At 71.8% G+C, this 13,971-nt stretch carries 9 protein-coding genes; 7 read left to right on the forward strand and 2 right to left on the reverse strand.

Annotated elements, in window-relative coordinates; genetic code table 11:
* The first annotated feature begins 134 nt into the window (after positions 1 to 134).
* The 5 genes from GA0074692_RS02560 (at position 135) to GA0074692_RS02580 (ending at position 5,568) form a co-directional block, all read left to right on the forward strand.
* On the forward strand, positions 135 to 827 hold the full coding sequence (locus GA0074692_RS02560) for a maleylpyruvate isomerase N-terminal domain-containing protein (RefSeq protein WP_091652427.1): 693 nt from the start codon (positions 135 to 137) through the stop codon (positions 825 to 827).
* Between the two features lie 7 nt (positions 828 to 834).
* A complete protein-coding gene (locus GA0074692_RS02565) occupies positions 835 to 1,488 on the forward strand; it encodes an MBL fold metallo-hydrolase (RefSeq protein WP_091638919.1) in 654 nt (217 codons plus the stop codon).
* Positions 1,489 to 1,526: 38 nt separating this feature from the next.
* Entirely contained in the window at positions 1,527 to 1,754 is a 228-nt protein-coding gene (locus tag GA0074692_RS02570) for a hypothetical protein (protein WP_141725112.1), read from the forward strand.
* Between the two features lie 266 nt (positions 1,755 to 2,020).
* Positions 2,021 to 4,963 carry an excinuclease ABC subunit UvrA gene (gene uvrA, locus GA0074692_RS02575; protein WP_091638927.1) on the forward strand — a complete coding sequence of 981 codons (2,943 nt, stop codon included), beginning with the start codon at positions 2,021 to 2,023 and terminating at the stop codon, positions 4,961 to 4,963.
* Positions 4,964 to 5,085: 122 nt separating this feature from the next.
* Positions 5,086 to 5,568, forward strand: coding sequence for a Rieske (2Fe-2S) protein (locus GA0074692_RS02580; protein WP_091638929.1), 483 nt, complete (start codon positions 5,086 to 5,088; stop codon positions 5,566 to 5,568).
* 114 nt (positions 5,569 to 5,682) lie between these two features.
* Here the strand turns inward: GA0074692_RS02580 and GA0074692_RS02585 are convergent, their stop codons facing one another.
* Positions 5,683 to 8,919, reverse strand: a complete 3,237-nt coding sequence (locus GA0074692_RS02585; protein WP_091638931.1) for a penicillin acylase family protein — start codon at positions 8,917 to 8,919, stop codon at positions 5,683 to 5,685.
* A gap of 169 nt (positions 8,920 to 9,088) precedes the next feature.
* Here GA0074692_RS02585 and GA0074692_RS02590 point away from each other — a divergent pair, with 169 nt between their 5' ends.
* Positions 9,089 to 10,057: an exonuclease/endonuclease/phosphatase family protein gene (locus GA0074692_RS02590; protein ID WP_245730076.1), complete on the forward strand. Its 969-nt coding sequence runs from the start codon at positions 9,089 to 9,091 to the stop codon at positions 10,055 to 10,057.
* A 36-nt stretch (positions 10,058 to 10,093) separates the two neighbouring features.
* The gene (uvrC, locus tag GA0074692_RS02595) at positions 10,094 to 12,019 is read left to right on the forward strand and encodes an excinuclease ABC subunit UvrC (protein WP_091638933.1); all 1,926 of its coding nucleotides are present in this window, start codon (positions 10,094 to 10,096) and stop codon (positions 12,017 to 12,019) included.
* Positions 12,020 to 12,047: 28 nt separating this feature from the next.
* On the opposite strand, the gene recQ is transcribed toward uvrC, so the two are convergent.
* Positions 12,048 to 13,901 (reverse strand): DNA helicase RecQ, encoded by a 1,854-nt coding sequence (recQ, locus tag GA0074692_RS02600; protein WP_091638935.1) that lies wholly within the window; start codon positions 13,899 to 13,901, stop codon positions 12,048 to 12,050.
* Between the last annotated feature and the right edge of the window lie 70 nt (positions 13,902 to 13,971).

Genomic DNA, 13,971 nt, shown 5'->3' on the forward strand with positions numbered 1-13,971 from the left:
GCACCCCCGCCCGAAGCCGCCGCCTGCGTCGACATCGACGGTAGGTGGCGCGTCGACACGCCGAAACCCATTTCCACCAGCAGGCGACACCGGTTGGGGATAGGGTCGGCCACGTGACCGATCCGCTTCTGCTCATGGGCGAGGTGGACGCCGCCACGGACCGCCTGCTCCGCACCGCCGCGAGCTTCGACGCCGCCGAGCTGGCCGCCGGGTCGCTGTTGCCCGGCTGGACGCGGGGACACGTCCTGACCCACCTGGCCCGCAACGCCGACGGGCTGGTCAACCTGCTCACCGCCGCCCGTACCGGCGAAACCGTGCCGATGTACGCCAGCGACGCCGCCCGGGACGCGGACATCGCCACCGGCGCGACCCGCCCGCCCGAGGCGCACCTGGACGACCTGCGCCGCTCGGCGGACCGGTTCGCCGAGGCGGTCGCCGCCATGCCGATGCCGGCGTGGGCGGCCACGGTCGAGGGACGGCGCGGCCCGTTGCCGGCGGCCGCCATCGTCTGGGGCCGGTTGCGGGAGGTCCAGGTGCACCATGTCGATCTCGCCGCCGACTACCGGTCGGCCGACTGGTCGGAGGCGTTCGCCCACCGGCTGCTGCACGAGGTGGCGGCCGGGCTGGCCGACCGGGCCGACGCCCCGGCCATGGTGCTGCGCTTCGACGGCGCCCGGCACCAGGTGGTGGTCGGCGTCCCCGAGCACGCCCCGACGATCACCGGTCCCGCCGCCGAGTTGGCCGCCTGGCTGGCCGGGCGCTCCGACGGCCGGACCCTCGCCGTCGCTCCCGACGGATCTCTCCCGCACCTACCCGAATGGATGTAGAACCCCGATGACCTACCGCGGTGACGTCACCCCCGGCGGCCCGCCGGCCGTACGCGAACTCGACCGGCTCACCATCACCAAGCTGTCGGTGGGACCGATGGACAACAACGCCTACCTCCTCCGCTGCCGGACCACCGGGCAACAGGTGCTCATCGACGCGGCCAACGAGGCGCCCCGCCTGCTCGACCTGATCGGCGACGCCGGTCTGACCGCCGTGGTCACCACCCACCAGCACATGGACCACTGGGTGGCCCTGGAGGAGGTGGTGGCGGCCACCGGCGCCCGGTCGCTGGTGCACGCCGACGACGCCGAGGGACTGCCGATTCCGTCGGAGAAGCTCGCCGACGGTGACGGCGTCCCGGTCGGCGACTGCGCGCTGGAGGTGATCCACATCGTCGGGCACACCCCCGGCTCGATCGCCCTGCTCTACCAGGACCCGGGCGGCATCCCGCACCTGTTCACCGGGGACTCGTTGTTCCCCGGCGGCGTGGGCAACACGGACCAGGACCCGGTGCGGTTCACCTCGCTCATCGACGACGTCGAACACAAGCTCTTCGACCGGCTGCCCGACGAGACGTGGTTCTACCCGGGCCACGGCAAGGACTCCGCCCTCGGCGCGGAGCGCCCGGCGCTGCCGCAGTGGCGGGCGCGCGGCTGGTAGCCCGCCCTGGTGACCAGGAGGCCGAGATCGACCCGACCATGATCGAACCGCTGCTGCCCGACCCGCCACCCGTCCGCTGCCGTCGCTGCCAGCACCCGGTGACAAGGGGACGTCTCTACGACGGCTACGGCGAGGAGTGCGCCCGGCAACTCGGCCTCCTCCCACCCCACATTCCCCGGCCCCGATCGGAACAGCCCGACGGGCCGACCCTGCTCGACCTGCTCGACACCACCGACGACCAGACGCGGGACGGCGGCGAGGAGTGACTGCTCGCCGCCGGCACATTCCCGGAGCCGACCAGCAACCCATGACCGGTCGGGCGGAAGAGGCCGGGCGCGGGTCGCTGAGCTGGGCGAATACGTCAGCGCGGGAAAGTGTCGTACCCCGGGGCTAGAGTTGCCGGGGCGCCTTTGCTGCGCTGACCCGCCCGCTCAGATCGCCTCAGAGTGGGACATGTCGCCTCATCTTTGTGAATAGCGCCTTATCTCCGTGAATACCGCCTCATTCTCGTGAATCCTGGAGTACTCGGACCGTGGCCGACCGCCTGATAATCCGTGGCGCACGCGAGCACAACCTGCGTGACGTCAGTCTCGACCTGCCCCGGGACGCGCTGATCGTGTTCACCGGGCTCTCCGGGTCGGGCAAGTCGAGCCTGGCCTTCGACACGATCTTCGCCGAGGGGCAGCGGCGCTACGTCGAGTCGCTGTCCTCGTACGCCCGGCAGTTCCTCGGCCAGATGGACAAGCCGGACGTCGACTTCATCGAGGGGCTCAGCCCCGCCGTCTCGATCGACCAGAAGTCCACCTCGCGCAACCCGCGCTCCACCGTCGGCACCATCACCGAGGTCTACGACTACCTGCGGCTGCTCTTCGCCCGGGTCGGCGAACCGCACTGCCCGGTCTGCGGTGAGCGCATCTCCCGGCAGAGCCCGCAGCAGATCGTCGACCGGGTGCTCGCCATGACCGAGGGCACCCGGTTCATGGTGCTCGCCCCGGTGGTGCGCGGCCGCAAGGGCGAGTACGTCGACCTCTTCGCCGAACTCCAGGCCAAGGGGTACGCCCGCGCCCGGGTCGACGGCGTGGTGCACCCGCTGACCGAGCCGCCGAAGCTGAAGAAGCAGGAGAAGCACACCATCGAGGTGGTGATCGACCGGCTCACCGTCAAGCCCACCGCCAAGCAACGGCTCACCGACTCGGTCGAGGCCGCGCTCGGGCTCTCCGGCGGGCTGGTCCTGCTCGACTTCGTCGACCTGGCCGAGGACGACCCGGAGCGCGAGCGCCGCTACTCCGAGCACCTGGCCTGCCCGAACGACCACCCGCTCGCCATCGAGGACCTGGAACCCCGGGTGTTCTCCTTCAACGCCCCGTACGGCGCCTGCCCGGAGTGCACCGGCCTGGGCACCAAGAAGGAGGTCGACCCGGAGCTGATCATCCCCGACCCGGAGCGCACCCTGCGCGACGGCGCGATCCAGCCCTGGGGCACCGGGCACAACCTGGAGTACTTCCTCCGGCTGCTGGAGGCGCTCGGTGAGAGCGAGCACTTCGACCTGGACACCCCGTGGCGGGCGCTGCCGGCCCGGGCGCAGAAGACCATCCTGCACGGCTCCGGCGACCAGGTGCACGTGCGCTACCGCAACAAGTACGGCCGCGAGCGCTCCTACTACACCGGCTTTGAGGGCGTGGTGCAGTGGATCGAGCGCCGGCACTCCGACACCGAGTCGGAGTGGTCGCGGGACAAATACGAGGGCTACATGCGGGACGTGCCCTGCGCGGCCTGCGGCGGGGCCCGGCTCAAGCCGGAGGTCCTCGCGGTCACCCTGGCCGGCCGGAACATCGCCGAGGTGTGCAACCTGTCGGTGGGGGAGTGCGCGGAGCTGCTCGCCGGCATCGAGCTGACCGACCGGCAGAAGATGATCGCCGAGCGGGTCCTCAAGGAGATCAACGCCCGGTTGCGGTTCCTGCTCGACGTCGGCCTGGACTACCTCTCCCTGGACCGCCCGGCCGGCACCCTCTCCGGCGGCGAGGCGCAGCGGATCCGGCTCGCCACCCAGATCGGGTCCGGCCTGGTCGGCGTGCTCTACGTGCTCGACGAGCCGTCGATCGGTCTGCACCAGCGGGACAACCACCGCCTCATCGAGACCCTGCTGCGGCTGCGTGGCCTGGGCAACACGCTGATCGTGGTCGAGCACGACGAGGACACCATCCGGGTCGCCGACTGGATCGTCGACATCGGGCCCGGCGCGGGCGAGCACGGCGGCCGGATCGTGCACTCCGGCTCGGTGTCCGCCCTGCTGGAGAACCCGGAGTCGGTCACCGGGGCGTACCTCTCCGGGCGGAAGTCGATCCCGACGCCGCCGCAGCGCCGGCCGCAGACCCCGGACCGGGAACTGGTCGTGCACGGGGCGCGCGAGCACAACCTGCGCAACCTGACCGTCTCGTTCCCGCTCGGCCAGCTCATCGCGGTCACCGGGGTCAGCGGCTCGGGCAAGTCGACCCTGGTCAACGACATCCTGTACGCGGTGCTGGCCAACCAGATCAACGGGGCCCGGCTGGTGCCCGGCCGGCACACCCGGATCACCGGGCTGGAGCACGTGGACAAGGTCGTCGGCGTCGACCAGTCGCCGATCGGCCGTACGCCCCGGTCGAACCCGGCCACCTACACCGGGGTCTGGGACCACGTCCGCAAGCTCTTCGCCGAGACCACCGAGGCGAAGGTCCGGGGGTACGGCCCGGGCAGGTTCTCGTTCAACGTCAAGGGCGGCCGGTGCGAGGCGTGCTCCGGCGACGGCACGATCAAGATCGAGATGAACTTCCTGCCCGACGTGTACGTCCCCTGTGAGGTCTGCAAGGGCGCCCGGTACAACCGGGAGACCCTGGAGGTGCACTACAAGGGCCGGACGGTCGCCGACGTGCTGGACATGCCGATCGAGGAGGCGGCGGAGTTCTTCTCCGCCATCCCGGCGATCCACCGGCACCTGAAGACCCTGGTCGATGTCGGCCTCGGCTACGTCCGCCTCGGCCAGCCGGCCCCGACCCTCTCCGGCGGTGAGGCGCAGCGGGTCAAGCTGGCCTCCGAGTTGCAGAAGCGGTCCACCGGCCGGACGGTTTACGTGCTCGACGAGCCCACCACCGGCCTGCACTTCGAGGACATCCGCAAGCTGCTGATGGTCCTCGAGGGGCTGGTCGACAAGGGCAACACGGTGATCACGATCGAGCACAACCTCGACGTGATCAAGACCGCCGACTGGCTGATCGACATGGGCCCGGAGGGCGGTCACCGGGGTGGCACCGTGCTCGCCACCGGCACCCCCGAGGAGGTCGCCGAGGTGCCCGAGAGCCACACCGGCCAGTTCCTGCGTCCGGTGCTCGGGCTCGACGGCGAGGCCCAGGGCGCGGCGGCGGCCACCGGCCGGGCGGCGAAGGCCAACGCCGGGCGGGCCCGCACCACCCGGCGGACGCCGGCCCGGTCCCGCTGACGCGGGCCGAGGGTGCCACCCGGGATGTGAGCGGGGTGGCACCCGGCCGGTGGGTTGAACCGTCCGGCAGGGTGGTGCGTGTTCCCTCACGTGATCTCGGACGAGCAGAGAGAGAGTTCCGTATGAGTGACGCCAACGGGCTGACCGGGCCGGCTACCCGACGTACCCTCCTCGCCGGTGCCGGCGCGGTCGGCGCGGCGGTCGTCCTGACCGCGTGCGGTGGCGACGACGAGCCGTCGGGTTCCGGTTCCGCCGCGCCGACCAGCGCCGGTCCGGGTGTCTCGCCGAGCGCCGGGGCGGGCGGCGACCAGGGCGCGGCCGACGCGATCGTCGCCACCGCCGACGTGCCGGTCGGTGGCGGGGTCATCTTCGCCAACAAGGGCGTGGTGGTCACCCAGCCCACCGCCGGGGTGTTCAAGGGGTTCAGCCCGATCTGCACCCACCAGAAGTGCCCGGTGGCGCGGATCGAGGGCGGCAGCATCAGGTGCACCTGCCACAACAGCACGTTCTCCATCGAGGACGGCTCGGTGCAGGGCGGCCCGGCCAAGCAGCCGCTGCCGGCGAAGGAGATCGTCGTCGACGGCGACCAGATCCGCCTGGCCTGACCGGCGCCGGGGGATCCACCTGACTGGCGCCGGTGCGGCCGGCACACGGGACCGTGCCGGCCGCACCGGGCCGTGTCCGGCGGCATCGGGGGTTGCCGCCGGACGGGGGCGGTGTCAGTGCTGGTACACCGCCATCTCCCAGAGCGAGAAGCCGTTCGAGGTGGCCCGGGTCAGGCCGCGCATGCGGACGTACCGGGCGGTCTCGGTGGGGAAGGTGAGCACGTCGGTGCCACCGTCGGCGGCCGTGGTCGACCAGGCGGTCCGCCAGGTGGTGCCGTCGGTGGAGACCTCGATCCGGTACGACCGCGCGTACGCCGCCTCCCAGGCCAGCACCACCCGGCTCACCGGCCGGGCGGAGCCCAGGTCGACGGTGAGCCACTGGTCGTCGGCCCGGGAACTGGACCACCGGGTGCCCAGGTCCCCGTCCACCGCCCGGCTGGCGGGGAAGCCGAGCTGGTTGCTCGACGCGGTCACCGGCCGCTGCGCGGCCAGGTTGGTCAGGTCGTCGCCGCGCTTCGCCGGGAAGGAGACGACCTGCTGGTAGGTGGGCCGGTTCTGCCAGGCGGTCGGGGCGTGGCTGATCCCGCCCAGCGGGGACTGCACGATCGCGTCGGCGCACCACTGGTCGCCGGCCGCGCAGGTGCTGTCCCCGGGGTAGGTCTGGGTGGCCGGGGTGGCCGCCGCCGCGCCGAGCGTGTCGAGCAGGATCTGCCGGCAGCCGGCGAGGGCGCCGTTGCCGCAGTGGGTGCGGCCGAGGCCACCGGCGACCGGGTCGCCGAGCACCGCGCGCAGGTCCTTGTCGACCCAGCCCCACCAACCGTGCTGGAATGCCGAGCCCTTGTGGGTCTGACCGCTGCTCGCCGACCCGGGCAGGTTCGACTTGTCGCCGGACTGGTGGCCGGAGGGGGACTCGTTGATCGAGAGGGTGTTCACCAGCGCCTGGTAGAGGTCGTCGCCGAGCGGGGCCTTGAACATGCCCCGGACCAGCAGCGGCCACCAGGCGTCGAAGGTGCGGATCGCCTCGGCGTGCCGGTACACCTTCGAGCCCTTCGCGGTCTCCACCCGCAGCGCGCCGTCCTGCCGCCACGCCCTGAGCCGGCTGATCTCGGTGGCCAGGGTGGGGTCGGTGACCGGCTGACTCTCCAGCACCCGGATCAGCTCGTCGAGCACCTCGGCTCCGCGCAGGTCGGTCAGGCCGGCCCGCTGCACCAGCGCGGTCAGCGAGGCCCGGTCGAACTTCTGCCCGGCCGCGATGGCCGCCTTGATCGGCTTGTCGAGCAGGTCGCCCCGGTGCACCGCGCCGAAGCTGAAGTTGCCGTCGGCCGCGCCGAAGTCCTTGGCCTGCTTGTTGTTCCAACTGATGTAGTAGTCCTGGTTCTTCGACTGCGGATGGGCGGCGAGCGAGGCGTACCGGGCGGTGTTGGTGGCCGGGTCGTAGCCCTGCCACTCGTACGCCGGCTCGGCCTTCATCGGCAGGCTCGGGTTGGCCCCGGCGGCGCGCAGCGGGTGCAGGCCGGAGTTCAGGTACGCCGACTCGGTGGAGTTGACGTAGAACCAGTTGAAGGCGTAGTCGACGTTGCCCGCCGAGGCGACGAAGGCGTCGGCGGAGCCCATCAGGGCCGGGTCGTTGAACATCTGGAAGCCGATCGCGGAGTCGGCCTCGTGCCGGTAGGTGGACCGTAGCTGGGTGAAGGCGTGCGGCCGGCCGGCCACCGTGCCCCGCCAGGCCACCAGGCCCAGCTTCGTCCGCCAGGCGACCAGCCGGTACGACCCGGCTGGTGTGCCGTCGGCCAGGGTGGGCTGCCACGCGTTGACGTGGGACAGCTTCTCCATCGGCAGGCACTGGCCTCGGAACAGGTAGTGGTCGCTGGTCGGCGTCGGCGCGCTGCCGTCGGGGGTGCAGAGCGGCACCGCGTACGTGTCGGTGATGTCCTGGACCGCGGAGGTCGCGCTCCACGCGTAGTCCTGGCCCCGGCCGAGCAGCACGTAGAGGTTCACGCCGGCGAAGGCGGCGCCCCGGGCGCTGATCCCCGGCCCCTGCAACTCCTGGACCATCAGCAGTTGGGGAGCGAAGTAGCCGGTCTGCGGGCCGAGCACGGCGATCGGATGCCCGGTCGCGGAGTGCGCGGCGGAGACCACGGCGGCGTTGGACATGCCCCGGTGGGCCGGGCTGATGGTCAGCCCGGAGAGCGCGGCGGCCAGGTCAGCGCCCCGGGTGGGGGCGTTGCTGCCGGCGGAGCCGGTGGGGTCGGTGAAGACCGGCTCGGGGCGGGCCGAGCCGGCGTCGGGCAGCGCCACGCTCGGCGCGTTCGGGTCGGCGTTGCCGTACGGGAAGCTCTGCCCGTCGTGCAGGGTCAGCACGGTCTCCGGGTCGTTCTCCCCCCGGAACGCGTTCCACACCCGGTCGCCCTCGGTCGGGCCGTACTTCGCCCGGGCGGCGATCCGGACCAGCGCGGACTGCATCTCGGTGCCGCCCCCGCCGCCGAAGAGACCGCCGACCACCCCGGCGATGGCGATCAGGTCGGTCATCGTGAACGGCTCCGGGCCGCCCTCGTTGGTGAGCGGGTCGAGGTGCCCGGTCAGTACGTACTCGCCGGGGCAGTTCCAGTCGTCCATGCAGTCCTGGACGTAGGCGTTGATGCCGGCGATGTAGTCCCGTACGTCGGTGTAGAGCTGCTCGCCGCGCGGGCCCTTGGCGCGCAACGCGTCGACCTGGGCCTGGAGGTCGGCCTCGGTGTACGGCGAGTTGCGCCACACGCTCTGCTCCAGGGCCCGGTTGCCGGGCGCCCCGCCGGCGAACGGGGTGAGGGTGCCCCGCCCGACGTGGCGGAGCAGGTCGATGGTGAACAGCCGGTCCTCGGCACCGGCGTACCCGGCGCCGTACATGGTGCCGCCGCGGGTGGTGCCGGTGATGTGCGGGATGCCGGTGGTCTTGTCCCGCACGATCCGGACGTCCGCGCGGGGTGAGTACTCCCGCTCGACCTGGCTGGGCGGTACGCCGAAGGAGGCGTCGTTGAAGAAGGCGCCGATCTGGTCCGGACGCAGCCCGGCGTAGCCGTAGACGAGGTCGGTGTACCGGCCGAGCTGGTCGCCGGAGTGCCGGGGCATGGTGCCGAGGGTCTGGTGGGCGAGGATCTCGACCAGGGTGGCGTTGCCGTTCTGGCCGGGCGGCACGATGTCGCCGCACTCGCCCAGGCAGTAGTCGTTGGCCGCGAAGGTGGTGGTGGCCTTCGGGGCGGCGGCGGGTGCGCCGGCCGCCGGGGGCGGGGCGGGGGAGACGAGCAGGGCGGCGAGGCCGACGGTGGCGGTCACGCCGGCCAGCAGGCGACGGGTGGTGGCGGGACGGGGCATGTGATCCTCCGCTAGCTGGGGATCATGACGGGGATTGCCGGGGCATTACGTGAAGAACATTCGGTTACCGGATGGTAGGCCGGACCGCTCAACATTGGAAGACGTCGATCGGGAGTGTCGCCGCTCCGGTGTTGAGTGTGCTGCGTTTGCTCGATAGCCTTCGATCCCCGTGTCGGCGGCGGATCGGGCGCCGCGCACTGTCGAGAAGGGACACCGGATGTTCGCCGTACGCCTGCTCGCACCCGCCGTGCTGCTCGCCGCCCTGCTTCCCGCGTCGACACCGGCCGCGGCGGCGTCCGAGCCGGCCGTGGTGTCGGGCGGCTCGGATGCCACCGCAGGCAGCTTCTCGGTGCTCACCTACAACGTCGCCGGCCTGCCCGAACCCCTCTCCGGCAGCAACCCGGACGTCAACACCCGGCCGATCGGGGAACGGGTCAACGCGTACGACATCGTGCACGTCCAGGAGGACTTCAACTACCACTCCGACCTGTACGCCACCGACCGGCACCCGTACCGGACCCGGACCAGCGGCCCGGTGCCCTTCGGCAGCGGCCTGAACACGATGTCGAACCTGCCGTACGCGAACTTCCAGCGGATCACCTGGAACCGGTGCGCCGGCACCGACTGCCTCACCCCGAAGGGCTTCACCGCCTCCCGGATCGAGCTGGCCGCGGGGGTGTACGTCGACTTCTACAACGTGCACGCCAACGCCGGCAGCGATGAGCGGGACCTCGCCGCCCGGCGGGACAACCTCGCCCAGCTCTCGGCGTACATCACGGCCAACTCCGCCGGCAACGCGGTGATCGTGATGGGCGACCTGAACGTGAAGTACACCCGTACCGGCGACACCATCCGGGAACTGGTCGCGGCCAACGGCCTCACCGACGTCTGGGTGCAGCAGGAACGTGGCGGCGTGCCCCCGGCGCTCGGCAGCCCCGCGCTCAACTGCGACCCGGCCAACGTCACCAACGCCTGCGAGGTGGTCGACAAGATCCTCTACCGGAGCAACTCGTCGGTCCGGCTCCAGCCGACCCGCTACAACAACGAGCACCACCGCTTCCTGGACCCGGCCGGCGAACCGCTGTCCGACCACTACCCGCACGCCGCCTGGTTCTCCTGGAGCCTCGCCGCCCGGTAGCCGAGGGGTGTCGGGGGCGGCGACTAGGCTCGGAGCGTGGCAGACCCGTCGACCTACCGTCCCGCCCCCGGCACCATCCCCGAGTCCCCGGGGGTCTACCGCTTCCGGGACGGCACCGGCCGGGTCGTCTACGTCGGCAAGGCCAAGAACCTGCGCAGCCGGCTCAACTCGTACTTCGCCGACCCGGTCGGGCTGCACCAGCGCACCCGGCAGATGGTCTTCACCGCCGAGTCGGTGGACTGGACGTCGGTCGCCACCGAGGTCGAGGCACTCCAACTCGAGTTCCTCTGGATCAAGGAGTACGACCCGCGGTTCAACGTTCGCTACCGGGACGACAAGTCGTACCCGTACCTCGCGGTCACCCTGGACGACGAGTACCCCCGACTCCAGGTGATGCGCGGCGCCAAGCGCAAGGGGGTGCGGTACTTCGGGCCGTACTCCCACGCCTGGGCGATCCGCGAGACGCTCGACCTGCTGCTGCGGGTCTTCCCGGCGCGGACCTGCTCGGCCGGGGTGTTCAAGCGGGCCGGTCAGGTCGGCCGGCCCTGCCTGCTGGGGTACATCGGCAAGTGCTCCGCGCCCTGCGTGGGCAGCGTCAGCGCCACGCAGCACCGGGACATCGTCGACGGCTTCTGCGACTTCATGGCCGGCCGGACGGACACCATGGTCCGCAAGCTGGAACGCGAGATGACCGAGGCGAGCGAGCAACTGGAGTTCGAGCGCGCCGCCCGGCTGCGCGACGACATCGCCGCGCTGCGCCGGGCCATGGAGAAGCAGACCGTCGTGCTCGGCGACGGCACCGACGCCGACGTGGTCGCCTTCGCCGACGACCCCCTCGAGGCCGCCGTCCAGGTCTTCCACGTCCGCGACGGCCGGGTCCGGGGCCAGCGCGGGTGGGTGGTGGAGAAGACCGAGGAACTGACCACCGGCGACCTCGTCCACCACTTCTGCACCCAGGTGTACGGCGGGGAGCAGGGCGAGACCGACGTCCCCCGCGAACTGCTCGTGCCCGAGCTGCCCGGCGACGCGGACGCCCTCGCCGACTGGCTCGCCACCCGCCGGGGCAGCCGGGTCAGCCTGCGGGTGCCGCAGCGCGGCGACAAGCGGTCCCTGCTGGAGACGGTCGAACGCAACGCCAGGGACGCCCTTGCCCGGCACAAGCTGCGCCGCGCCGGTGACCTGACCACCCGCAGCCAGGCCCTCGACGAGATCGCCGAGGCGCTGGGGATGGACACCTCCCCGCTGCGCATCGAGTGCTACGACGTCTCCCAGATGCAGGGCACCGACGTGGTGGCCAGCATGGTCGTCTTCGAGGACGGACTGCCGCGCAAGAGCGAGTACCGCCGGTTCATCGTGCGCGGCGCCACCGACGACCTGTCCGCCATGTCCGAGGTGCTGCGCCGCCGCTTCGCCCGCTACCTGGAGACCCGCGCCGAGACCGGCGAGATCGGCGACGAACGGGCTGGCGACCCCGACCGTCCGGGAATCGACCCGACCACCGGGCGGCCCCGGAAGTTCGCGTACCCGCCGCAGTTGGTGGTGGTCGACGGCGGTGCGCCGCAGGTGGCCGCCGCCGCGACGGCCTTGGCCGACCTCGGTGTCGACGACGTGGCGCTCTGCGGGCTGGCCAAGCGGCTGGAGGAGGTCTGGCTCCCCGACGACGAGTTCCCGATCATCCTGCCGCGCAACTCCGAGGCGCTTTACCTGCTGCAACGCGTCCGCGACGAGGCGCACCGGTTCGCCATCACCTTCCACCGGCAGCGCCGCTCCAAGCGGATGACCGAGTCCGCGCTGGACACCGTCCCCGGCCTCGGCGAGGCACGCCGCAAGGCGCTGCTGCGCCACTTCGGCTCGCTGAAGCGGCTCTCGGCGGCCAGCGTCGACGAGATCACCGAGGTCCCCGGGATCGGCCCACGTACCGCCGAGGCGATCCTCTCCGCACTCGGCGACGGCGCCCGATGACCTCTGAACGCGTGACCCGCTGACCGAGCTACTCCTCGGCGAGTACGGCGAGGAGTTGGTCGCCGTACTTGGCGAGCTTGTTCTCGCCGACGCCGCTGACCCCGGACAGCTCGGCCAGGCTGGTCGGCGCGTCGGTGGCGATCTGCCGCAGGGTGGCGTCGTGGAAGATCACGTACGCGGGGACGCCCTGCTCCTTCGCGGTCGCCGCCCGCCATGCGCGCAGCCGTTCGAAGACCGGCGCGGCCTCCGGCGACAGTTCGACGGCGGCGGTCGCGCCGCTGCGGGCCTTGGCCGACCGGCCGGCCTTCCCGGTTGCCGCCGGGCGTTCCGGCTCGCGGCGCATCGTCACGGTACGCCGCCGGCCCAGCACCTCGGCGCTCGCCTCGGTGAGCACCAGGGTGCCGTAGTCGCCCTCGACCGCGAGGAGCCCTTCGGCGAGGAGCTGACGGACCACGCCCCGCCACTCGCCCTCGCGCAGGTCGGCGCCGATACCGAAGGTGCTCAGCGCGTCATGCCGGTGCTGGACGATCTTGTCGTTGCTCCGGCCGAGCAGGATGTCGATGCAGTGCCCGGCGCCGAACTTCTGGTTCCGTTCCCGGTGCAGCCGGTAGACGGTGGAGAGCAGCTTCTGGGCGGCGATCGTGCCGTCCCAGGATTCCGGCGGCTCCAGGCAGGTGTCGCAGTTGCCGCAGCCGCCGCTGGCCGGCTGGCCGAAGTATTCCAGGAGCTGCCCACGCCGGCACCGGACCGTCTCGCAGAGGGCGAGCATCGCGTCCAGGTGGGCGGCGAGGTTACGCCGGTGCGCCGCGTCCCCCTCCGAGGTGTCGATCATCTTGCGCTGCTGCACCACGTCCTGGAGCCCGTACGCCAGCCAGGCGGTCGACGGCAGGCCGTCCCGCCCGGCGCGGCCGGTCTCCTGGTAGTAGCCCTCCACCGACTTGGGCAGGTCCAGGTGGGCGACGAAGCGGACGTCCGGCTTGTCGATGCCCATGCCGAACGCGATCGTCGCCACCATGACGAGGCCGTCCTCGCGGAGGAACCGCTGCTGGTTGGCGGCGCGGGTGGCCCCGTCGAGACCCGCGTGGTACGGCAGCGCGGCGATGCCGTTGGCGACCAGGAACTCGGCGGTCTTCTCCACCGAGGCCCGGGAGAGGCAGTAGACGATGCCGGCCTCGCCGGCGTGCTCGTCGCGGAGCAGGGCGAGCAGTTGCTTGCGGGGCTCCCGCTTCGACACGATCCGGTACTGGATGTTCGGCCGGTCGAAGCTGGCCACGAAGTGCCGGGCCTCGGTCAGCTTGAGTCGGGTGGCGATCTCCTGACGGGTGGCCGAGGTGGCGGTCGCGGTCAGGGCGATGCGCGGCACCCCCGGCCAACGTTCGTGCAGCATCGACAGGGCGAGGTAGTCAGGGCGGAAGTCGTGCCCCCACTGCGCGACGCAGTGCGCCTCGTCGATGGCGAACAGGGCGATCCGGCCCCGGTCGAGCAGGTTCAGGGTGGCCCGGGAGCTGAGCGCCTCCGGCGCCAGGTAGAGCAGGTCGATCTCGCCGGCCACGAACTCCGCCTCGACCAGTGCGCGGGTGTCCAGGTCGAGCGTGGAGTTGAGGAAGCCGGCCCGGACGCCGACCGCCCGCAGCGCGTCGACCTGGTCCTGCATCAGCGCGATCAGCGGCGAGACCACCACCGCCACGCCGTCGCGCAGTAGGGCCGGGATCTGGTAGCAGAGTGACTTCCCGCCGCCGGTCGGCATCAGCACCAGCGCGTCGCCCCCACCGGTCACGAGCTCGACGACCTCCTGCTGGAAGCCGCGGAACGAGTCGTAGCCGAAGACCCGCCGCAGCACGTCCAACGGGGTCTCGGTGCGCAGGGCGGTGGGAGAGTCCATCGGGGGATTCTACGGGCGCGGCGTGACCCGCTGGCCGGACCCTCGGCGCAGACCGCGTATTCCGGGATTT

Origin of the sequence: Micromonospora pallida, from assembly GCF_900090325.1 — a bacterium.
Taxonomy (GTDB): Bacteria; Actinomycetota; Actinomycetes; order Mycobacteriales; family Micromonosporaceae; genus Micromonospora; species Micromonospora pallida.

What these genes read in the sequence shown, in the direction of transcription:
- GA0074692_RS02560 (WP_091652427.1), top strand. Translation starts at nt 135, where the DNA reads ATGGGCGAGGTGGACGCCGCCACGGACCGCCTGCTCCGCACCGCCGCG.
- GA0074692_RS02565 (WP_091638919.1), top strand. Translation starts at nt 835, where the DNA reads ATGACCTACCGCGGTGACGTCACCCCCGGCGGCCCGCCGGCCGTACGC.
- GA0074692_RS02570 (WP_141725112.1), top strand. Translation starts at nt 1,527, where the DNA reads ATGATCGAACCGCTGCTGCCCGACCCGCCACCCGTCCGCTGCCGTCGC.
- GA0074692_RS02580 (WP_091638929.1), top strand. Translation starts at nt 5,086, where the DNA reads ATGAGTGACGCCAACGGGCTGACCGGGCCGGCTACCCGACGTACCCTC.
- GA0074692_RS02585 (WP_091638931.1), bottom strand. Translation starts at nt 8,919, where the DNA reads ATGCCCCGTCCCGCCACCACCCGTCGCCTGCTGGCCGGCGTGACCGCC.
- recQ (WP_091638935.1), bottom strand. Translation starts at nt 13,901, where the DNA reads ATGGACTCTCCCACCGCCCTGCGCACCGAGACCCCGTTGGACGTGCTG.